At 24.5% G+C, this 22621-nt stretch carries 22 protein-coding genes; 20 read left to right on the top strand and 2 right to left on the bottom strand.

Annotated elements, in window-relative coordinates; translation table 11 throughout:
• The 15 genes from Q0087_RS05720 to cfbC form a co-directional block, all read left to right on the top strand.
• A partial coding sequence (locus Q0087_RS05720; RefSeq protein WP_297898721.1) for a right-handed parallel beta-helix repeat-containing protein occupies nt 1–2411 on the top strand: 2411 nt, incomplete at its 5' end.
• Between the two features lie 71 nt (nt 2412–2482).
• The gene (locus Q0087_RS05715) at nt 2483–3250 is read left to right on the top strand and encodes a hypothetical protein (protein ID WP_297898720.1); all 768 of its coding nucleotides are present in this window, start codon (nt 2483–2485) and stop codon (nt 3248–3250) included.
• Between the two features lie 134 nt (nt 3251–3384).
• A complete protein-coding gene (locus tag Q0087_RS05710; protein WP_297898718.1) occupies nt 3385–3762 on the top strand; it encodes a hypothetical protein in 378 nt (125 codons plus the stop codon).
• Nucleotides 3763–3814: 52 nt separating this feature from the next.
• Complete coding sequence (locus Q0087_RS05705) at nt 3815–3949, top strand: hypothetical protein (RefSeq protein WP_297898717.1); 135 nt, start codon at nt 3815–3817, stop codon at nt 3947–3949.
• Between the two features lie 12 nt (nt 3950–3961).
• Entirely contained in the window at nt 3962–4597 is a 636-nt protein-coding gene (locus tag Q0087_RS05700) for a hypothetical protein (RefSeq protein ID WP_297898716.1), read from the top strand.
• A gap of 8 nt (nt 4598–4605) precedes the next feature.
• A complete protein-coding gene (locus tag Q0087_RS05695) occupies nt 4606–5373 on the top strand; it encodes a hypothetical protein (RefSeq protein WP_297898715.1) in 768 nt (255 codons plus the stop codon).
• A 16-nt stretch (nt 5374–5389) separates the two neighbouring features.
• Nucleotides 5390–6031, top strand: coding sequence for a hypothetical protein (locus tag Q0087_RS05690; RefSeq protein ID WP_297898714.1), 642 nt, complete (start codon nt 5390–5392; stop codon nt 6029–6031).
• Nucleotides 6032–6092: 61 nt separating this feature from the next.
• A complete protein-coding gene (locus Q0087_RS05685) occupies nt 6093–6287 on the top strand; it encodes a hypothetical protein (protein ID WP_297898713.1) in 195 nt (64 codons plus the stop codon).
• 61 nt (nt 6288–6348) lie between these two features.
• Nucleotides 6349–6780: a hypothetical protein gene (locus tag Q0087_RS05680; protein ID WP_297898712.1), complete on the top strand. Its 432-nt coding sequence runs from the start codon at nt 6349–6351 to the stop codon at nt 6778–6780.
• A 39-nt stretch (nt 6781–6819) separates the two neighbouring features.
• A complete protein-coding gene (locus Q0087_RS05675; protein WP_297898711.1) occupies nt 6820–7452 on the top strand; it encodes a zinc ribbon domain-containing protein in 633 nt (210 codons plus the stop codon).
• Nucleotides 7453–7588: 136 nt separating this feature from the next.
• Nucleotides 7589–8785 carry a hypothetical protein gene (locus tag Q0087_RS05670; protein ID WP_297898710.1) on the top strand — a complete coding sequence of 399 codons (1197 nt, stop codon included), beginning with the start codon at nt 7589–7591 and terminating at the stop codon, nt 8783–8785.
• Between the two features lie 264 nt (nt 8786–9049).
• On the top strand, nt 9050–9724 hold the full coding sequence (locus Q0087_RS05665; RefSeq protein WP_297898709.1) for a TetR/AcrR family transcriptional regulator: 675 nt from the start codon (nt 9050–9052) through the stop codon (nt 9722–9724).
• Nucleotides 9717–11432: a DUF116 domain-containing protein gene (locus tag Q0087_RS05660; RefSeq protein ID WP_297898708.1), complete on the top strand. Its 1716-nt coding sequence runs from the start codon at nt 9717–9719 to the stop codon at nt 11430–11432. Before Q0087_RS05665 ends, Q0087_RS05660 begins: the two co-directional genes overlap by 8 nt.
• Before the next feature lie 290 nt (nt 11433–11722).
• A complete protein-coding gene (locus Q0087_RS05655) occupies nt 11723–12208 on the top strand; it encodes a CBS domain-containing protein (RefSeq protein WP_297898707.1) in 486 nt (161 codons plus the stop codon).
• Between the two features lie 269 nt (nt 12209–12477).
• A complete protein-coding gene (gene cfbC / locus Q0087_RS05650; protein ID WP_297898706.1) occupies nt 12478–13287 on the top strand; it encodes a Ni-sirohydrochlorin a,c-diamide reductive cyclase ATP-dependent reductase subunit in 810 nt (269 codons plus the stop codon).
• Nucleotides 13288–13429: 142 nt separating this feature from the next.
• Here cfbC and Q0087_RS05645 read toward each other — a convergent pair whose 3' ends face one another.
• A complete protein-coding gene (locus Q0087_RS05645; protein WP_297898705.1) occupies nt 13430–13873 on the bottom strand; it encodes a DUF123 domain-containing protein in 444 nt (147 codons plus the stop codon).
• A gap of 190 nt (nt 13874–14063) precedes the next feature.
• Here Q0087_RS05645 and Q0087_RS05640 point away from each other — a divergent pair, with 190 nt between their 5' ends.
• A complete protein-coding gene (locus Q0087_RS05640) occupies nt 14064–14453 on the top strand; it encodes a DUF371 domain-containing protein (RefSeq protein ID WP_297898722.1) in 390 nt (129 codons plus the stop codon).
• Between the two features lie 160 nt (nt 14454–14613).
• Here Q0087_RS05640 and Q0087_RS05635 read toward each other — a convergent pair whose 3' ends face one another.
• On the bottom strand, nt 14614–15033 hold the full coding sequence (locus tag Q0087_RS05635; protein WP_297898704.1) for a nuclease: 420 nt from the start codon (nt 15031–15033) through the stop codon (nt 14614–14616).
• 703 nt (nt 15034–15736) lie between these two features.
• Here Q0087_RS05635 and Q0087_RS05630 point away from each other — a divergent pair.
• The 4 genes from Q0087_RS05630 to Q0087_RS05615 all read left to right on the top strand — a co-directional run bounded on the left by Q0087_RS05630 (nt 15737) and on the right by Q0087_RS05615 (nt 22554).
• Nucleotides 15737–17137 (top strand): Mur ligase family protein, encoded by a 1401-nt coding sequence (locus Q0087_RS05630; protein WP_297898703.1) that lies wholly within the window; start codon nt 15737–15739, stop codon nt 17135–17137.
• A 264-nt stretch (nt 17138–17401) separates the two neighbouring features.
• Nucleotides 17402–20593, top strand: a complete 3192-nt coding sequence (locus Q0087_RS05625; protein ID WP_297898702.1) for a Mur ligase family protein — start codon at nt 17402–17404, stop codon at nt 20591–20593.
• A 51-nt stretch (nt 20594–20644) separates the two neighbouring features.
• Entirely contained in the window at nt 20645–21868 is a 1224-nt protein-coding gene (locus Q0087_RS05620) for a hypothetical protein (protein ID WP_297898701.1), read from the top strand.
• Nucleotides 21869–21876: 8 nt separating this feature from the next.
• The gene (locus Q0087_RS05615) at nt 21877–22554 is read left to right on the top strand and encodes an NTP transferase domain-containing protein (RefSeq protein WP_297898700.1); all 678 of its coding nucleotides are present in this window, start codon (nt 21877–21879) and stop codon (nt 22552–22554) included.
• The last annotated feature ends 67 nt before the right edge of the window (nt 22555–22621 follow it).

Raw genomic sequence — 22621 nt, 5'->3', positions numbered from 1 at the left:
GTAATAAAGCAACAGTAAGGTATAATAATGTTTCTTATGGTAAAGGTCATGGAATACAGATTAATGGAAATTATAACAACATATTAAATAATACTATATCAAAGAATAAAAATAATGGCATTAATATTAAAGGGTACAAAAATAAGATTATAGAAAATAAAATAGCTGAAAATAAAGGAAAAGGAATTAATATTGTTGGAAAAAACCTAGAAATATCCTATAATATAATTTATAAAAACTCAAAAAATGGGATTTCAGGTGAAAGTAATAATGGTATTATTAAAGGAAATCTTGTTTATGAAAATTCGAATAAACAAAAATGTTCTGCAATATACTTTAAAGGAAATAATAACAATTTCCAATACAACATAATACAAAACAATGGTTTTCGTGGATTATACATTAAAGGGAACAAAAACACACTAAAGAGAACTCCTATTTTTAAAAATAAAAATACTCAGCTTATAATTGAAGGAAATTTGAATAATATAGTATATTCTATTGTTGAAAGTGGGAAAAAATCAGGAATAGCTCTTTATGGAACTTCAAATAAATTATCTAATCTTCAAATAATCAATAATAAAGGTAAAGGAATTTTAATTAAAGGTGATAAAAACCAATTAGACAAAATCCAGATTTTTAATAACACCCTAGGATTTCATGTTACAGGAAATAAAAACATATTAGAACAGAGTATAATCTTATCCAATAAAAAATATGGTATTTATCAACTTAAAGGAACAAATAATCATTATAATTACAATTATATTGTTAATAATAAGGCTAAAGCTAATTTATACAGAGTTAAAGGGTCTGTTAATGCAGATTATAATTGGTGGGGAATAAATAATCTTAAAACTGTTAAAAATTTAAAAGTTAAAAAATATGTCATTGCAATACTAAATGCACCTAACATTTTAAAAGTTAAAAATAAGTATACAATTAGTGTTAAATTTCAATCTAATGACCATAAAAAGTTGAAAAAGACAATTCCTAATTTGATTGTTTATTTTGGATTTGAAGGAGGTAAATTAAACCCTAAATATGTATTTGTTAAGAAAAACATTGCTAAGGTTAAAATTAAACCATTAAAACATAAAGCTATTAATTTAGTTGCAAAAGTTGACAACCAGCTACTCTATAAACAGTATGTTAATTATAATGGGAAATTATATGAGTATAATCTATATGTGAATATAATAATGGAACAAATAAGGCGATATAATGAGTGGGTAAGAAAACAAAATGCTAAAATAAAACAACAGGGACAATTTGCCTTAGGAACAAAAATGGTTTTTGATTCTATGAGTAGTAATCATATTTACTCTAGATCAGCAATGGGTAGAGATCTTGCTAAATCAACATCAATTTTAGATAAAGCTGTAAAAATTAATAAACCAATAATTTATGGTCCGGGTGTAGGTTATGCACCACCAAATTTAAATTTTATCAGTGGAATGAAAGCAAGAAATATGCCTGATGGATCATTTACCAAATTATTCTATGATATTGCTATAAAATATAATATAAAAGACCAAATGACATATTATGGTCTTTATGTAGTGGGTAAACTTACTGATGCATATAATTATTCCCAAGGTGATGTAGGTAAATTTTTCGAGTATATTTTCATTAATATTTATGGTTATAGTAACTTGGATAATTATGGGTGGGCAGGTCAAGCAGGAAAAGTTATTCTTGAATTTACTTTAGGTATTGATGAAAAAGGAAATATGAGTATGGAAGATTTAACACTCAACTTAGTTTCAATAGCTTTTGGAATGGGTGTAGGAGGTTTAGCTATTAAAGGAATGAAAAACCTTACAAATGCCATATTGAGAAGAATTCCAGCAAAATACAGGGCAGCAGCAGCCAAGACAATAAAAAATTTCGCGAAAACAGTTGAAAAATATACAGGTATAAGTTTACAAAATATTGATCCTTTAACTGTGAGGAAGTCTATTGTTGATGTTGCTAAGGTTTTTACTGGTGATTTTTCACCTATTTTAAAGAGTATTCCTGTTCCTTCTAAGTTAAAGCCTGCAAATCAACTTCTTAAACAATTTGAAAAATTCACAAAGGATAATAAAAAGATTGCAAAGTTGGTTCAAGGAGATTTTAAAGAAGCATTAAACATTCTAAATTCTAATATCAAGAATATGGCTACTTTAGTTAACGATCCTAAAGTTAAAGCATTTTTAAATGGTCTTTCATCAACTAGTGCTTATAAAGCAGATCTTCTTACTCTTACTAAATCTATTAGTGAAGGACCAGCTAAAATTAAAGAAGCACAGGAAGCAATTAAAAAAGGATCTAAAAATGCAGAGATATATGCTAAAAAACTTATTGAAAAATATACTAAAGATATGAAAGCACTTGAAAAATTACTAAAATTACATGGATTAAAATGAAAATAAAACCATCTAAAACAAAGTAATTCATTAGAATATTGATTGAAATTTGAATATTCATAGGGATTAAAATGAAAGTTGAGTATGATATGGAAAAAGAAAAAAGAAATATGAAAAAGAAGATGGATAAGTTATTAAAAAAATTTTCTGATGTTGGTGGATTAGATGAGGTGTTAGATAAAATGTTAGCTCTTGTTGATTCCAAACCATTTAAAATTCTAACAAAAAACCTTGTAAATTATACAATAAAATTTAATGAGATACATCCGGAAGAAAAAATCGATATTGAAGTATTATGGGAGGAATTTCCTGTATTAAAATATGCTATCATCTTAGATAGGACTAAAGATAATTCTAGATCTATTTTCTCTCGTCCAAGTGACACAGTGACATATACTCAATTTGTGAATTTCATATCATTTATTATTGGAATTTTGGCAATGAAAGAGGGAAATGAAGCAATATATTCAGAAAAAAGGATTTATAATTTATCTGAAAGAGTGATGTTTTTGTTGGATGATTTTGATAAAGATATCTCTTTTGATTCTGCTGATGAAGATTTTTTTATAAGTTTGGATGCTGTTAAATGGAATAAAGATGCTAAAAAACTTTCTAAAAAAATGATATACTTGTTGTTAGATATCGCTGAGTTGATGATAACAACTATCTTTTCTGATATAAGACATGATGTTTTCGCTACTTATCGTACTGTGCCAATCTTTTTAGCTGCTTGTAGTGCTTTTAAGAATGATAGGAATACTATGGAGTATGAGGATGTTATTTGCGCTTTTAATACTTTTTATAAGTTGATTGATGCTGATCTTGATGATTTAATCTAGAAGTATTTTATAAAAATTACAGATTAACTTATTATATTCTAAAGACATTATGAATAAATTTTTAACTATAATTTATATTAACCTGAATAAAATATGGAGGAGATAACATTAATATTAAATTTTCTATATCCGCAATGGCAGGTTTAATTGTATCAATATTAGTAATTATGGCATTATTTACATACTTTCAGATATATTTTACTCTTGGATTAAGATTTCTTGATTTTGAATTAATATTTGGAATATTACTTGTAGTTATTGCAATAATTTCTTCATTCTATGTAAATAAAAATAGTAAAAATGGATCCATTTTATTAATAATAATAGGAATTTTAATCTTTCTTTATTCTGCAGGAATACCACATATTCAATTTCTTGAAAATGGTGATTATATTCTCACTGACTTTACATATACTAATTTTAATTATCTCATAAAACCATGGGACGTATTATCATTAGCAGGTATCTTATTATCCTTTTTAGGGATTAGTAATATAGAAAAAAAGCTATAAATATACTGGATTTATGAAAAAATTTGAAAAATTAAATCTCTAAGTGATTAAAGTGAAAGTAGAATATGATATAGAAAAAGAGATGAAGAATATAAAAAAGAAGTCTGATAAGATATTAGCTAAATATCCTGGCATTAATGGTTTAGAGTCTGTATTAGATGATACTTTAGCGCTTTATGATTCATAACCATTTATTTTATTGACAAGGAATCTTGATAAGTATGTTAATGATTTTGATAAAGTAGATATTTGGGATGAGATGGATGTTGAATCTATAAAAAATGGAAACATTGACTCTATAAGTAAAGAATTTCAATTTTTAAAATATATTAAAATTTTAAAAGTCAGTAATCCTAATTTTCTTCGTGCATTTGGGTTTGGAGACCCTATCATCTTTGCTCATTTTACCAACTTTATTTCATTTAATGTAGGGCTTTTAAAAATGAAAAAAAAAGAAGATTTATCATATTCAGAAGTTTTAGGATTAACTAATAAGGTAATGAGTTCACTTGAGAATTTTAATAATATTGCTACATATGATTCTACCGATAAAGAATTTTTCACGAGATTAAAATATATCAAATTGGATAAAAAATCCCGAAAACTTATTAATAAAATCTTCTCACTACAAGGAAATATTATTAGCTTAATCATTGTTGAATTATTTTCTAATTTGATAGGTAATATTTTTGGAAATTATTTTGGCGTTTTAGAAATGATTACTGCTTGTAGTGCTGTTAATAGGGGTAGTGATAGGATGGAGTATGAGGATGTTATTTGTGCTTTTAATACTTTTTATAAATTAATTAATGCAGATATTAATGATTTAATTTAATGATTCTTATGAAAGTTGAGTATGATATGGAAAAAGAAAAAAGAAATCTGAAAAAGAAGATGGATAAGATATTAAAAAAATTTCCTGATGTTGGTGGATTAGATGAGGTGTTAGATAAAATGTTAGCTCTTGTTGATTCCAAACCATTTAAAATTCTAACAAAAAACCTTGTAAATTATACAATAAAATTTAATGAGATACATCCGGAAGAAAAAATCGATATTGAAGTATTATGGGAGGAATTTCCTGTATTAAAATATGCTATCATCTTAGATAGGACTAAAGATAATTCTAGATCTATTTTCTCTCGTCCAAGTGACACAGTGACATATACTCAATTTGTGAATTTCATATCATTTATTATTGGAATTTTGGCAATGAAAGAGGGAAATGAAGCAATATATTCAGAAAAAAGGATTTATAATTTATCTGAAAGAGTGATGTTTTTGTTGGATGATTTTGATAAAGATATCTCTTTTGATTCTGCTGATGAAGATTTTTTTATAAGTTTGGATGCTGTTAAATGGAATAAAGATGCTAAAAAACTTTCTAAAAAAATGATATACTTGTTGTTAGATATCGCTGAGTTGATGATAACAACTATCTTTTCTGATATAAGACATGATGTTTTCGCTACTTATCGTACTGTGCCAATCTTTTTAGCTGCTTGTAGTGCTTTTAAGAATGATAGGAATACTATGGAGTATGAGGATGTTATTTGTGCTTTTAATACTTTTTATAAATTGATTGATGCTGATCTTGATGATTTAATATAGTTTGTAGGTGTTTTTTATGAATAAAAGAGTTTTAATATTTGTTGGGCTTGTTTTAATTGCTAGTCTTGTTATTTTTTCTTTAAGTTTTTCTGATGGGACAACTCAAATAGATAATAAATTATTAAATGGAACGATTAAAGGAGAAGTTATTAAGGATAATGAAAGTAGCTATGTGGATGATTGGAAGGTGGATTATAATGATACTAAAAATGGGGTTTATTATAATTTTTTAATGGCTGATTCTTTTAATTTTACTAAGGAGGGTTTTATTAATCTTATGGATACTGAAAAGATTGTTGAAAAAGACTATAATGGCACTAAATGGGATATTTATTATTTAAATTATCATTCTAGTATGAGTTATGATAATCAAGGATTTTACTTTGTTGCTCCAGGGTATATTTGTTTTGCTTCTGGTGTAAATGGGGATTATTTTGTAGCTGTTAGTAGTGGGGCTGTGAATGTTAATAATTCTATGGATTCTGATTTATTTAAATACTATCTTGAGCCATTATTGCAAAATATAACTTTAAAAGATCCTTCCAATCCACCTAAAGAATATGAAATTTTAAATTCAACTAAAGAAGATTATGATATGGTTAGTAGCTATGTTAAACAAAATGGGTGGGAAACAATGAAAAGAAGCATGGTTTTATGAAAATCTGTCAGTGTTGAATAAAAAATAATTTATAAATAATAATGGGTAAGGTTGTGTTTCTATGAAATTGAGTAAAAATTTAGCTATTTTTGGTTCTGTGATTTTCTTTTTTGTTTTATTATTTGTGTTTATAGCTATTGTAGTTATTTTGTTTCCAGATTTTAGTTTTTCTGAAAATCCAATTATAAGACTGATTTGTTTATTATTGTTATTCTATATTACAAAAAGGTTTTATATCTACTTAAAAGGAGATTAAAAAGAATATTAATGGATTAATTTTATGATGTAAAATAGTGTATAATGTTGGGGAATAGTTTATGCTTTATGATGTTGTTATTATTGGTGATGTTGAGAAGGAAGATTATCCGTGGATTTATGCCATAATTGATTTATTTACTTTCTTTTTGTTAATTTTTTTAATTGGTAATTGGTTAGTTGCTTTTATAATAAGTACTATTGTGGGTATTCTGTTAAATTCATGGGGGCCATTTTCAATGTCTCATTTTGTTGATAAAGGATACCTTTTAGAGTTTAAAGAGGACAAACTTGTTTTTATTAGTGAAGATTCTGAAAATAATATTTCTGTTCCTTTTGATTTAGTACTTGATGTTGAAAATATATTAACATCGGAGAAAAATCATCAGATTTTGATTAAAGGTTTGAATGATTTACAAATATTGTTTAAATTATCTGAATATTCCAGTGAAACTTTTAATGAAGTATTTAGACTAATAAAAACTAATTTATGAAAATAATATACTTATTAATGGTGTTTAGGAGGCTAATAAATGGGTAATGGAGATTTTAGTTATTGTAAATATTGTGGAGAATCAATAGTAAGTGATGATGCTATTTTTTGTGGGAAATGTGGAGAAAGACTTGTTGAAAAAGAAGTTGAAGAGTATGTTCCATTAGATGATGAGGGGATAATATATCATAAAAATAAGTATTTAGCATTATTTTTATCTTTATTTCCCGGTTTTGGGCAATTTCATAATGGACAAATATTGAAGGGGTTTTTGTTCATTATTATAAGCTTAATATTAGCTAATTTGAAATATACTCATTTAATTGGGGGAAATATCTTAGATACTATTTCTTTAATATATTCTGGTTTTTATTTTTATAATTTATATGATGCTTATAAAAATGCATCTAATATAAACAAAAATAATGGAAATTATTTTTATAATGAAAACTTAAGAAATGGAATTTCGGAAAGTAAAAATGGAATTTTAAGAAATTTTCATAAGTTAGATTTGAAAATTAGTTCTTATTTTCATAATATTGATTATAATGGTAAAAAATCGGTTTCTGTTTGGAAAATTATCTTAATATTCATCGCATATCTCATTATTGATGAGGTAATATCAGAAATATTGCATATACCTGAAGTCACATGGGAAAACTTTTGGGAATAATAATTAGAAAAAGAATTAGAATCTCTATAATTAATTATTTAATCAAGTAATAGATGATTAGACAAAATGAAAGATGAAAAATATAGGAATGATATTTATGTTGAATTTGAAAAATATTTTGGTGTTTTTTGCTATAATGAGTTTTTTAATAGTTTTAACTTTAGGTTCTGCTTCAGCAGCTAATCTTATTGTCACTGAAAATACAACACAAAATGACATTAATAATTGGATGAAAGATAATAATACAGTTAAAGGGGATAATCTTATATTTACCAGTAGTAAATATGATTTGAATGATACTATTGTTGTTTCTAAATCAGTTAATATTAAAAGTAATGTTAAAACTAGTATTAATTTTAATAAAAATAAGAATATGTTTAATGTTACTACTAGTGATAAGGTGTGTTTTTCTGGATTAAACTTAAATCATAATGGTATGGGTATTAGTAAGGAAGTAGTTCGTTTAATATTTTCCAACAATACTAAATCAATAGTTAATATAATGAATGTGAATTTTAATTTGAATAATCGATATCTTGCTGGCATTGTTATTAAAAATTGGAAAGGTAATATTAGTGGTTCTATTTTTAAATCAAGTCAAAAGGGAAATATTGGGGTTGGTAGTGCTAATTGGACAGGTAATATATATAAAACATCAATATCAACACCGGGAGGTGCAGGAATAGTTGTGCTTAATTGGAAAGGTAATATTTCAAACAGTAAGATATATTTTTCAGGCAAAAAAAGTTTTGGGATTGGTGCGGTTAATTGGACAGGAAATTTATATAACTCTAATATATTAAGTGTTAATAAGGGTTTTGGTGTTTTTATAGATAAATGGAATGGTAAAGTTTCAAATACAATAATCAATATTAAAGGATATCCTAGCTGTGGATTTTTAGCTAATAAGTCATCAAGGGGAACAATATTTAATAGTAAAATTTATGCCAAGAAAGGCTCAGCTATTCTAATTACTAAAAATGTTAAAATTATTAAAATTAAAGCCTTATCTGCAAGCTCCATTGAAAATATTCTTATTATTGGTCCAAGAGTATACCCAGAGTCAAGTCAATCTTATATAAATTCTAAATCTCTTCTTTATAAGATTAAAGTTTCTAATTTTGGCGAATCTAAATCTAAAACTTCTTATTTAACATTTAAATATGGGAAATATAAAAAGGAAATTAAGATTAAGCCTTTGAAACCTGGAAAATCAACAATTGTTAAAGTTTTAATTCCTAAATCTTTTAAAACGTATAAAAAGAGAGTTACAATAACTTATTATAATGGTGCAGGTAAAAAATCCACAACAAAAACATGGAAAATAAAATAAAACCATTTTTTTCTTTTTATGGACTTATAATTTAAGTGGTGGGGGTGATGTTTTAAGTATAATGTATATTAAGGAAGTTCAGGTGAAAAATATCACAACTAATATTATGAAATTGTCTATTTTGATTTTTATTTTTTAAAGTTTTTATTTTATTTTATTTTTATTTTATTTTCTTGTTTTAATAAAAATTTATCTATCAACTGTTAGGTTTATATATGATTATAATTATATTATATCTATCGAGTGTTAGATAGGTAAAAATTTATGAAAAAGATGTCTACAAAAGAGAAAATATTCAATGTTTCAATTGATCTTTTTTCTAAAAAAGGTTATAATCAAGTTTCTACAAGAGAAATAGCAAGAGAGGTTGGAATAAAAGAATCTTCTATATATTACCATTATTCTAAAAAAGAAGATATATTAGATTCCATTTTTGATTATTTTATTGAAAGAATGAACCAAGCAGAATCATCAGAAGAGGATATGGATAAATTATTAGAAATAAGTCCTAATGAACTATATCATTTTGGATCAGAGGCTATCAAATATCAATTTAGTTCATTTAAAATGATAAAAATTTTAAGATTAATATTTATTGAAGTTTATCATAATGCAAAAATTAGAAAATTCTTTATAGAAGAACTTTTAAATGGACCAATTGAATTTTGGACAGTATTCTTTCAAAATTTTATGGATAGAAAAATTATAAAAAAAGGAAATCCTAGAAAATTAGCTGAAAATTATTTTGGTTATGGTATTTTTAAAATGTTTGAATTAGTTGTATTAAATTTTCCTAAGGATAATGAGGATATTGACTTAAATTTAATATTTGATGATATAGAAAATCATTTTAACTTTATAATAGATGCTGTTTCTATTTCTGATGAAAATATAGGGAAAAATAAAAAAAATTATATTAGGGGGTGTATGGATGTTTAATAGTTTTAATGATAAGAATAATTATAATTTAAAATCAATAAATCCTAAAAATGAGCCTCCAACTTCAAAAAATAGAATCTTTTTTGAAGATATTCTCTCTAAAAATATTATTTTTGAAGATATTATTTCTAATTCTAATATTTCTAAAGATATATTGAATAATGATTATAATTATAATAATAATAATAATAATAATAATAATTTCATTGTTTCTACAGATATTATTACTTCTAATCAATCTAATTCTATTAATTTTGATAATTTTAAGTTTTCTAACTTAAATCATAAAAAAACGAATAATAGTTCTACTTATGGCGAAAAATTAGATAATATAACATATAATCTTAAAAATAATAATTCTAATGAATATTATCAAAAAATTAAAGAGTTTTCTACAGATGTCTTAGATAAATCAGAAATATTAATTGGGGATATAATCTTAGATTATCAGGAATTTTTAGTTGAAAATCCCGTTGAAGATATATATTTTGACTATTTTTTTGAAGAGAATGTATTAGAAGCATTATATCTTGGTGTACTATGGAAGTTGTATATGGATGATGCATTAAATTTAGACCCATTTTATCAAAAAATATTAGCTAAATTATCTAATTTAAGAAATAAAAAAGAACTTATTGAAACACCATATAAAACTCAAATTGATGAAATAAGAGGATTTTTAGCTACTAAATTTTTATTAAACAATGAATATAATTTAAATTCTAAAAATAATAACAATGAATTAAAGGATAACAATATTAATAAGAATATTGATGATATTACTAATAAAACTAATAAAACTAATAAAACTAATAAAACTAATAAAATTAATAAAATTAATAAAACTAATAAAACTGATAAAATTAATAAAACTAATAAAAATATTAATAAAAGTATCAATAATGAATCAATTAAGCAGTCTGTTTTATGCGAATCTATAGAAAATGAAGGGATTAATTTAAATCGCTTTAAAATAAAATTATTATTAGAGTATTTAGAAGCAACTGGGGATTATAAAGAGTCTTTGAAACATTTAAATATTTGGAAAGAATTTTTATTAAGTAAGGATGAATATACAATTAATTCTTATCTTGATTCAATTTTTTCATTCACTTCATGGTTTGAAAATTATGCTAAAGGAGAATTACATAATTATACAAATAATGTCGAGAATTTTAAAGCTAATTTCTTAGAAGATCATTTAAATAATGAAGATATTATTTTTTGTGGTAGGTCTGAGCTTGAGTATCATATTAATTTGTTTGGAGCAGAAGTTATGAATGAAATATTTCAAGAAAGGTTTAGAGACAGAAATAAAAAAGCTATTCTTCTACCAACTTGTATGAAAATTCCTAATTATAACAAATGTAAAGCAATAAATGATAGATTAGGCTCAAGATGTATCTCTTGCAGTAATAAATGTAATATTGGAAATATTAATGAAAATTTAGATGATGATATTCCTGTATATGTTGTTTCTCACTCTTCATCTATTTTATCAAATCTCAATGATTATGATAAAACTAATATTTCTATTGTTGGAGTTGCATGTATTAATAACCTAATAGAAGGAGGCTGGAAAATTTCATCTTATAATATTCCTCCTCAATGTGTTATTTTAGATTATGTTGGATGTAAAAAACATTGGACTCCTGAAGATATTCAAACTAATTTTAATTTTAATAAGTTGAATAATATAATCCAATAAGATTATAATTTAATAAATTAAATTTTAAATTAAATATTAATTTACTTTTCTATTAATCTATTTTCTATTAATCTATTTTTTATTAATTTAGTTTTATATTAATTTAAATATTATATTAATGATAAATTTAGATAAAATAGATATAAGTAAAACTTATAAACTAAAAATCTATTTGAATATTTTAATATTGTTTAATCAATAAATTTAAATATTAATAAAATCATATTAATTATGAATAAATCTGTTAATATTATAAATTTTTCAATATAAAATTTTTATAGGTGTTTTATATGATTAAAATAGAAGAAGCTATGGAAACTAATGTATTAGTTTTAAATAAAAAAGATACAATTACAGAAGCTGCCAAATTTTTCACTGAAAACAAAATAAGCGGAGCTCCTGTAATGGATGGGGATAAAGTTGTAGGAATTCTTAGTGAAGGGGACATTATGAAACTTCTTGATGTACATTCTCCTAACTTAAATTTAGTCCTTCCTTCTCCTCTTGATGTAATTGAAATGCCTATTAGAATGAAACATGAATATGATGAAACAGCTAGAGGTATTAAAAGAGCTTCATTAACTCTTGTTGAAGAAATAATGATCTCTCCAATTATAAAAATTTCACCTAATGACGATATTTCTGATGCAGCTATAATAATGGATAAAGAAGATATTAAAAGAATTCCTGTTCTTGATGATGAAGAAAATCTTATTGGTATAATCACAAGAGGAGATATAGTAAAAGCTTTGGTTAATTATAAAGAAGATAATTAATTTTTACTTTTTTATAGGAGTTTAATACCATAAAATATATTTTACATACTTTATTCCATATTTAAATATTTTAATAATATTTATAATTCATTATTCTATAATCTAATTTTTATTAGATATTTTTTGTTTTATAAATTATATTATATTTTTAATTAATTTTAATTAATTTTAAATAATTTTAAATAATTTTAAATCAATTTTAATTATTATTTATAACTTTTTTTTATAATTCTTTTTATAGATTATATCTTCATTATTTCGGTGTATATATGTCAAAAACTAAGAAAATTGCAGTTTATGGAAAAGGAGGAATTGGAAAATCTACTACTGTAGCTAATTTAGCTGCCTCTTTTGCTAATGAAGGCAAAAATGTAATGGTTATTGGTTGTGATCCAAAGGCAGATACAACCAGGACACTTTGTGGAAAAAGACTTCCAACTATTCTTAAAACTATTAAAGAAAATAAAAATCCTGAAATATCTGATATTATTTTTAAAGGATATGGTGGTGTTCTTTGCACAGAAAGTGGGGGTCCAGAACCTGGTGTAGGGTGTGCTGGAAGAGGCGTTATTGTAGCTATGAAATTACTTGAAAAATTAGGTGTTTTTACTCAAAATGATTTTGATGTAGTTATTTATGATGTTTTAGGAGATGTTGTTTGTGGAGGCTTTGCTGTTCCTTTAAAGGAAGATTATGCTGATGAAGTTTATATTGTAAGTTCTGGTGAATATATGTCACTTTATGCTGCTAATAATATCTCAAAAGGTGTTAAAAAGCTAAAAGGAAATTTATCTGGAATTGTATGTAATTGTAAAGGAATTAGTAATGAAAAAGAAATAGTTAATTCTTTTGCAGAAAGAATTGGTACTAAAGTCATTGGTGTTATCAATAGAAGTGAGCTTATACAGTCTTCTGAACTTGAAGCAAAAACAGTGGTAGAAAAGTATCCTAATTCTAATGAATCTGAGAATTATTCTGAATTAGCTAATTCTATATGGAATAATGATTTTGTTTCTTCTTCTTTAAATCCTTTGGATGACGATAAATTTGAAGATTTTTTCAAAAAATTTATTAATTAAGGTTATTCTTTGGTAATTTTTCCTTAATCGATTTATTATTAATTAATATATTATTTAGCTATTTTAAAATATTTTAAGTTATTATTAATTAATATATTATTTAGCTATTTTAAAATATTTTAAGTTATTATTAATTAATATATTATTTAGCTATTGTTTTAAAATATGTTAAGTCATGAAAACTAATTTTTTGGTTATTATATGCTTCTTGCACTGTTTTAATACAAAAATCTTTATCTTCAAAATATATCAGATGTGAATCACAATTACAATCAGAACAACCAAAATTTTCTTTTCCATCTCCATTTTTAGAAATAAAATTAGCTAAATTACATTCAATTTTTTTCTCACCAATATTAAAAATAACCTCTTCAATTTTAGTAGTATTATCTTTTAATAGATAGTCTATATGCCAATGCATCTTTTTTTCATCAGCTAAATGCCTTTTTATTCGAGGAATTAAAGAATTCATTGCAGAACCGATATAAACATAGTATCCTTTCTCATATAAGTTTAAACCAATAGCACCAACTTTTATCTTGCTAGATTTTTCTTTATGTATAATTAAACAATAGCTACCTTTCATTGTTTAATATATGGAATTTTAAAAGATATATAATTATGTTATGATACTTAATTTATATTATTATAATTAATTTTAGTAATTTTTTATCTTATTATAATCTACTAATTAATTTTTAATCTTAAAGTTGAATTTTAATATAATAAAGATTAATATAAATAATGGTGATAAATTGAATTTTATTATACATGCTATGGGTCATGAAAATATTACTTCGAAACATAAATCTACATTTGAGATTACAACTGATAAAGAACTATCATTAGCTGGGGATTGTATAATTGGAGTAGAAATGGATAAATCTATGAATGATTTTCCAAAAGAACTAAAAGAAAAAATATCAAATGAAAAAACTGAAATTAAGGTTAAAATATCAACTGAAAATTTTAGTGATGAAATTATTGGATATGGACATCCAAAACTTACATTAGACCATCCAACAGATATTGTATGTAGAAAAAGTAATTATGTGTGTTCTAGGACACTTATGATAAAATCTGATAAATCTTCTTCTGATTTAAATAGAAATCTAATAAATGATCTTAAAAATAGTAAAAAAATTAAATTTGAGATAATTATTTAGATAAAACTCAAGATTATAATATTATATAAAATTTTAGGTAATTATTTAGATAAAACTCAAGATTATAATATTATATAAAATTTTAGATAATTATTTAGATAAAACTTAATATAATTGTATTATATAAATTTGGGATAATTATTTAGATAAATTTTGAATTTTAGTCTAAATCTAAATCTTCATCTAAATTTAAGTTCATAGCTCCTTTTATATTATCAACTATACAATTAGCATTCCAACCAACTAAAGTAGTAGCTATTGATTCTAATTCTTCTGGAACTTCTTCAACACCATAAGGTCTTACTAAAACTATTGGTTTTTCAAATTTTTGACTTGCTTTAATAAGTGCATCAAATTTCTCACTATTATTCTCATATAATCCTGATAAAATTATAATTACATCAATTTTACTAAAAAATCTCTCAGTTAAATGTGAATAAGATCCTGGAACAGATTCTTTCCATAGAAAATCAACCTTAGAATATAATTTTTCCACGAATTTAGGATATTCTTGATTTTCATCAATTCCATTACTTATAAGGAGATTATAAATTTTATTATCTATATCTTCTTCAAACATTATCAACCCTCTGATTTTTTATTTTATGATTAAATTATTTTTATTTTTATATTAATTGATTTAAATTTATTTTTAGCTATATTTTTTTAGCTATATTTTTTTAGCTATATTTTTTTTAATTAAATTTATTTTTAGCTAGATTTATAATTTTAGATTAGATTTATTTTTAATTATTATGTTAAAAATTATGTATTAATCTAATATCTATTAATATTTTAAAATAAATTATCTATATAATATTTTTACAATAAATCATCTATATAATATTTCTTATAAAATATTTGGCTTATAAAAAATATATAAATTATTTATATAGTAACTGTATATAATAATTATATAATATAACCTTATGATTGAATTATTACTATTCACATGTTTTTGTAATATTAATAATATTAATATTATTTTAATTATGCTCTATTAAATCTAATATTATTTTAATTATACTCTATTAAATCTAATATTATTATATAAAAATAAATTTGATATTTATTATAAAAATAGATAATTTAGATATTTATTATAGAAATAGGTAAGTTAGATATTTATTATAGAAATAGATAAGTTAGATATTTATTATAGAAATAGATAAGTTAGATATTGATTATAGAAATAACTTAAAATAATATTAATAATATAATATACATTATAAAAATTATATAGTCCTGAAATTTTATGTTTTTATAAAAGTTTATTTGATAAAATGAGAGCTGCAGTTATTGGTTTGGGTGTTGAAGGAAAAAAAGCTACTATGGCTTTTTTAAAGAATAATTGGAATGTCTATGCAACTGATTTAAAAACTGACATAGACTTAGAAGATTTAGAGCTTCCTTTGGATAATAGTTTTTTTATCAATGAAAATGCAATCACAATTTCAACTAATAATTTAATAATTGATCTTGGGTATAATGATATAGAAACTATTGATAGCTGTGATGCTGTAATGTTAAGTCCAAGTATGTGGAAAACTGAATTAGCTATGGACATAGTATCTTCTGGAAATCATATTAGTGACTTTTTAACAAAACATAAAAATATTCCAACTATTGGAATAACTGGAACAAATGGTAAAACAACCACTGTTCATATGCTTAAAGAAATCCTTGAAAATTCTGGTAAAAAGGTTCTTGTTGGTGGAAATGCTGGTGGAGGCTTTAATGGATATTGTGATATTATTCTTGAAGCTGAAAATGAAGATTATGATATAATTCTAATTGAAGTTTGTGATATGACTTTATCTTATTGTGATTATTGCTTTGATTTTGATTTAATTGGTTTAACTAATATTGGCAATGATCATATGGATGTTCATGAATCTCTTGAAAATTATAAAAGTAAAGTTATAAAATTTTCTAATGGTAAAAAAACATTTTTAGATAAAAATTTAAATTATTATGATGAATTTGAAAATAATCTAATTAATCAAGAATTAGATGATAATAAATCTGAAAAAGTTCTTGATGATGAATCTGAATCAATTATGGATGAGGATGAAAATTTATTTTTAAATGATAATGAAATTGAATCTAATAAAAATTCTGAAATATTTTCTTATGATGAGTATTTGGGAGAATTGAAGGTTTTTGGAAAGTTTAATAGATTAAATGCAGGATTAGCTAGTTCAATAGCCACTTATCTTGGGGTTAGTGGTGATGTTATTGTTAATACTTTAAAAAATTTCAAACCAGTGGAAGGAAGATTAAAAATTTTTGAATTAAATGATTCAAAAATATTCATTGGAAAAACAGATAATTCGGATGCAGTTAAATCATTATTAGATGAAAAATATTTTTACGCTGCTTTTGTTGGAACTCCAAGGGTTAATGAAAAACATCGCTTTGATATACTTAATACTGTAGCTAATTCAAATCCTGAAGTAATAGTTCTATTTCCGGGTTTAGATGATACTGTTGATCATGGATTATATAGATTAAAATCTATTGGATATGAAGGAAGAATTGAAGTTGCTAATAATCTTGATGAGATTATTGGATTTATAGCTGAATATTCTCATGAAGATGCAATCTTTATTGGAGGAAATGGACAGGAAAAAATAATTGAAATTCAAGAACGTTTAAAGGCATTATCTGATATTTGTGATTAAATAACCTATTTAATATGATTTATATTATAATTAATTTTTTTAAAAGTTATTCTCTACCTTTTTACTATTATTCATATAATAAATGATGAAAATATTGGATTTATTGGGATATTTTGTTTAATAGTAATATATTATTTGAATATTTAGATTAATAGTAATAATTATATACTTAAATTTACAAATATAAAATTTAATTATATATTCTATTGATAGTTAACTTATAATTTTTTAATTTATTTAAATTAATTCTTATTGAGGTGTAGTGTGTTTTTTGGAAAAAATATTCTTGTTGTTGGTGCAGGTAACGCTGGAAGGCCAGTAGCTAATCTTTTCAATTATTTAAAAAAAGAGGTTATTGTTACTGATGCTAATTCATTTGATAATCTTCCAAAAAAAGCACAAAAAAGGATAAAAATCCTCAAAGAAAGAGGTATTAATTTTGAATTAGGAAATCATGATTTTGATCTTTTAAATTTCCCTGATGCAGTATATATATCTCCTAATATTCCTAAAACAGTTGATTTTATTAAAAAAATATATGAACTTTCATCTGAAGGAAAGTTAGAAATAATTGAAAATAATGATGTTGGAAAAATTTTAAACTCATTGATAGCTATCCCAATGATTGGAATAGCTGGAACTGATGGTAAAACTACAACTACCAATATGATAAATTTTTCTTTAATGGATAAATTTAATACTCTTATTTTTTCCTCTCTTCAAGATTCCTTAGTAATTGAAGGTTTAGTTGAAATGGTTGTTAATTCAGAATGTGAAGATAAGGATTTAGCTATTTTTGAACTTCCTCATGGGACTATTAGAATGGCTGATGGTCTTGAACTTGATTGTTGTGTTATAACTAATTTAACTCCTGACCATATGGATGAATTTAAAAATTATGAAGATTATATTGAGAGAAACATAGCTATTGAAAATCTTCTTAAAGAAAATGGTTTAGTTCTTGCTAATGGTGATGACCCAATTATTAGTAGTAGATTAAATACATTCAATCATGATTATATTGTTTATGGTCTTCAAAATCCTCAAAAAATTGAATTTGAAGAAGAAATTTATTATAATAAAAATGTTGAATATGATATAATTGCAGATAATATTGAATTATATGGGTTAGATGGTTCAACTTATGATATTAAATCTAAAGAAATTCCAACTTTAGTTTGTACTAATTGTAATAGTACTAATTGTCACTGTGGAAACTTTTCAAGAAAAACTATTCCCCCATTTGAAACTAAGGTTAAAATTAAAGTTCCTGGAATGATAAATGTTGAAAATTCTTTAGCTACAATATTAAGTTCTTTAATTATGGGTATTGATTTAGAAGATGCAATAAATCGTATTGCAACTTTCAATGGTGTTAAAGGAAGATTTGAGAAAATTGATAAATTAAATGGAATAAATATTTTTATGGATGCTGCACATAATCCAGAAAGTATGGAAAAATTATTCTCTGGTTTAGATATTCCTGGAAAATTGATATTAAGTTTAGATAATCCAGATACTTTAACTTCAAGGGATAAATTTAAAATTGGAGAGGTTCTCGGAAAGATTGTTGATATATTAATTGTATCTTCAAAAAATGAGACTACTGAATTTATTGATACTGATGCTGCTTTTGAAGTTTTAGATGGTGCTTTCAGTGTTAATTCTGAAATTGAAAGTTATATAACTACTAATGTCGGTGAATCTATTTTCAATGCATTATCATTAGCTAATAGTGAGGATACAATTCTACATATTGGTCCTGGTGTTGTAAATGCTTATGATAATGTTAAAAATGATATTAAATATGCTATAAATTTTTATAAAGCTATTTCAGGAAAAGTAATTATTGTGGGTGGATGTGGAACTGTTGGAAGTTTAATCTCAAGAGTTTTAGCTGGAAATGGTGTTGATGTTACAATTTCTGATTCTGCAAAAGAAACTCATTTAAAATCAATTTTCGAAACTGAAGGTATCAACTTAGAATTAGATAGTGATTTAAATAAGGAAATTTTATCAGATGCTTCTTCAATCTTTTTAGCTCCAAGTTTATTTAACAATAAAAAGTTTTTAGATGATTTGAATACCATTTTAGGTAGTCTAAAATCTTCTGAAGATTCTAATTCTATTCCAATATTTGGTATTGATGAAATATTCAAATTTTTCAGATCTGCTAAACTAGTTTTTGGAGTAACTGGTACTAATGGAAAAACAACTACAAGGGAAATTCTTAAAAATATTTTTAGAACAGCAGGATTAAAAGTTCCAGAACATTATCTTAATATGCAAGGCAATACTGAATTTATCCCTTCTTTACAATCAAAACTTGATGGTGATGTAGCTGTCATTGAAATTGGGACCTTTGGTAATGCTGGTGAGATAAAAAATATATCTAAAAATGCAGAAGTAGATACTGGCATTATTACTAATATAACTAAAGATCATTTAGCTAATGGAAGTTTTAATGATTATATTAATTGTAAAAAAGAAATTGTTGATGTAGCTGATAACTTAATATTATGTGCTGATGATCCTATTGTTAGCTATATTGGTAATTCAAAAGATAATGAAGATTTATTATTCTTTGGTATTAATAATATTTCTAATGATCAAAATAATTCTATTATTGATAATATGGATATTTTTGAAGAATCAAGAAATTGTCCTGTTTGTGGCAAAGAATTAAATTATAATATTCATTATTTAGGTCATTTAGGTTCATATAATTGTGATTGTGGTTTTAAAAATCCTGATTTGGATGTTGAAGCTAGAAATTTAATTTTTGATAAGGAAGATTCTTCTATAAAATATACATTAAAAATTCATGAACAAGAAGTAGATATTACTTTGAAAAATGGTTCAATAGCTAATGTTTATAATTCATTAGCTGCTGCTACTGGAGCATGGCTTTCTGGGGTAGATATTAATGATATTGCAAGAGGAATTAATTCTTTTGAAGGTGTTAAGGGAAGGTTAGAAATTATCAATGAGAATCCTAAGATAATTCTTGATTATGCTCATAATCCTGCAGGTGTTAAATCAATAATTCAAACTGTTTCTAATTTTATGAATAATGATGAAAAATTAGCTAATGGAAGACTTATTATTGTTAATACTATCTCTTCAGAAAGTGGGTCTGAAGGAGATTTAGAGATAGCTAAACTTCTTTCTAAAGCAGATATTCTGATTCCTGCTTCTTTTTCAGCTTTTGAATCTTCAAAACTTATAAAAGATTTAGAAGATAATAAATGTGAAATAATGGATATAAAATCTAGTAAAAATTTTAAAAAGGTTGGAACTTTAGGAGCAAATTATGAACAAGTTAAAGAAGCTTTAAATTTAGCTTTTAATACTACTATTGATGATACATATAATGATATTATTCTTATAATTGGGGAAGGTGGACTTAAATATTCCCAAGAAATTTTGTGTGAGGTAAATGATAATAGGGAGTGAATTTTTAAAATTTGGTTTAGTTTATTATAAATGTTTCGGGGATATGATATTTTGAAAGGAAGAACACGTTGGTCACTTATGGTGATTATTGGTTTATTGGCTTTAATATTAATCATGGTGCCATTTTCTTTTATAGGAGAGCATGGATTCTCAGGTAATGTAAGCAAAGTAGCTAAATATCCATTAGGTAAAACAGTTTTTGCAGGAGAATCAGTTGTTGATGAATCAAAAATTGATAAATATCCTATTGTTACAAATATTGATTATTTGTGGGATAGATTGAAAGTTTTGGATTTCACTAGTGTTTTTGTGTCTATTTCATCAGGTACTGTTCCTTTACCAGTTTATGAATTTTCAAGTTCGGGAATTTCAGATTCTGGTGCTGCAACAGGTTTTTCAGGACCTGGTGTTTTAACTGAAGAAAATAATAAGTTAATGGTTAAAGCTCCAGATAATTTTGTTTGGGGATATAAAACTCCTTATACAATTGCAGTTAAAACTGAAAATGGTATAGATATTGTTGAGGATAATAAAACTATAAACTCTATTGGGGAAAATGATATTAACAATAATACTGTTCCTCACAAGTATATTTCAGGTGAAGATGTTGAAAGTTGGTTTAATCAATCAAGCATTGGGGATAATTTAACTTTAGATTATGGATTATCAGATTTTTCAGATAATAGGACTTTAATTAAACCTAATGAGATAAAAGAGCTATTTGGGGAAAATGTATCAAATTATACCTATAATTATCCTTCTGGATCCCCAGTCATTGTTTATAAGGTAAATTATAAAGAGTATTCTGTTACTGATGCTTATACTTACTTAGGATCTTATCCTGAGTATAATGATGCTAATCGTGCTTATAATGCTAAACAATTTGTAAAAGCATGGAATAATACTGTTATTCCTCCTAACTCAAGTTCTTCTGGTACGGATATAAATGACTTTGCAATTTCCTCTGATCCTAAAGCTCCAGGTGGTGGTGCATCACATGGTGTATGTCCTCCAGCTAGAACATTAAGGTCTATTGCATTAGCTATGGGATTTTCACTTCCTATAGGAATGAATGGGGATCATGATGCTGTAAACTTTGGTGTTAATCCTGGTTCTGGTATCAAAGTAAATAATACCTTAGATTATCCTATTAAAATAGTTATGTGGACTGAAGGTGAAGGTACTGGTATGGTTATTCATGCGAAAATGATTGAAATGATCCCTGATGATGTGAAAGTTAATAGTAGTAATTCTTCAATTAATAATACATCTTAGGGCTAAAAATGTTGATATCTAGTGTTATAACGGCTGCGGGTCTTAATTCTCGCATGAAAAAAAGTCAAATTAAAAAAGGAATTTCTATTAAGAATAAATTATTACTTCCTTTTCCTAGAGAAGATAGTGAAAAAACAGTTATTGAAACAACAATTGATAATATTTTATTATCCGGGGTTGATGAATGTATTGTTGTTTTAGGTCATTATGCTGAGGATATAAAAAAGATTTTAGCTAATATTACTATTGATGATGATAGGGTTAAGATTGTTGAAAATAAAGATATAAATGTGGGTCTTTCATATTCTCTATTAAATGGTTTGAAACATTCTAGTAATGATTATGTTCTTTGTTCAGCTGGAGACCAACCTACTATAAGTTCTAAAACATATAAAAACATTATCGATTCTTTATTTAATTTAAAAAATCCTGAAAATTCTGTTTCTATTCTTAGAAGAGAAAAATATGGTATTTTAGATAGTCCAGATGGTTTAGGAATGCCTTTTATAGCTAATAAAAATATTTTCCTCGATTATCTTAAAGAAGAAGATAATAATCTAAATCCAATTATTAGAAAAGTTTTTAGGAATGGAATAGAATTTTATGGTGTAAAAGAAGATAGTCCTATTGAATTGATTAATATTAATCAACATGAAGACTATAAATTTATATTAGATAACATTTGATTTTTAATTTTATTAATTTTATTAATTTTATTAATTTTATTAATTTTATTAATTTTATTAATTTTAT

The organism is uncultured Methanobrevibacter sp., from assembly GCF_937881195.1.
Lineage (GTDB): Archaea > Methanobacteriota > Methanobacteria > Methanobacteriales > Methanobacteriaceae > Methanobinarius.
This window is presented reverse-complemented; position numbering and strand designations above follow the sequence as displayed.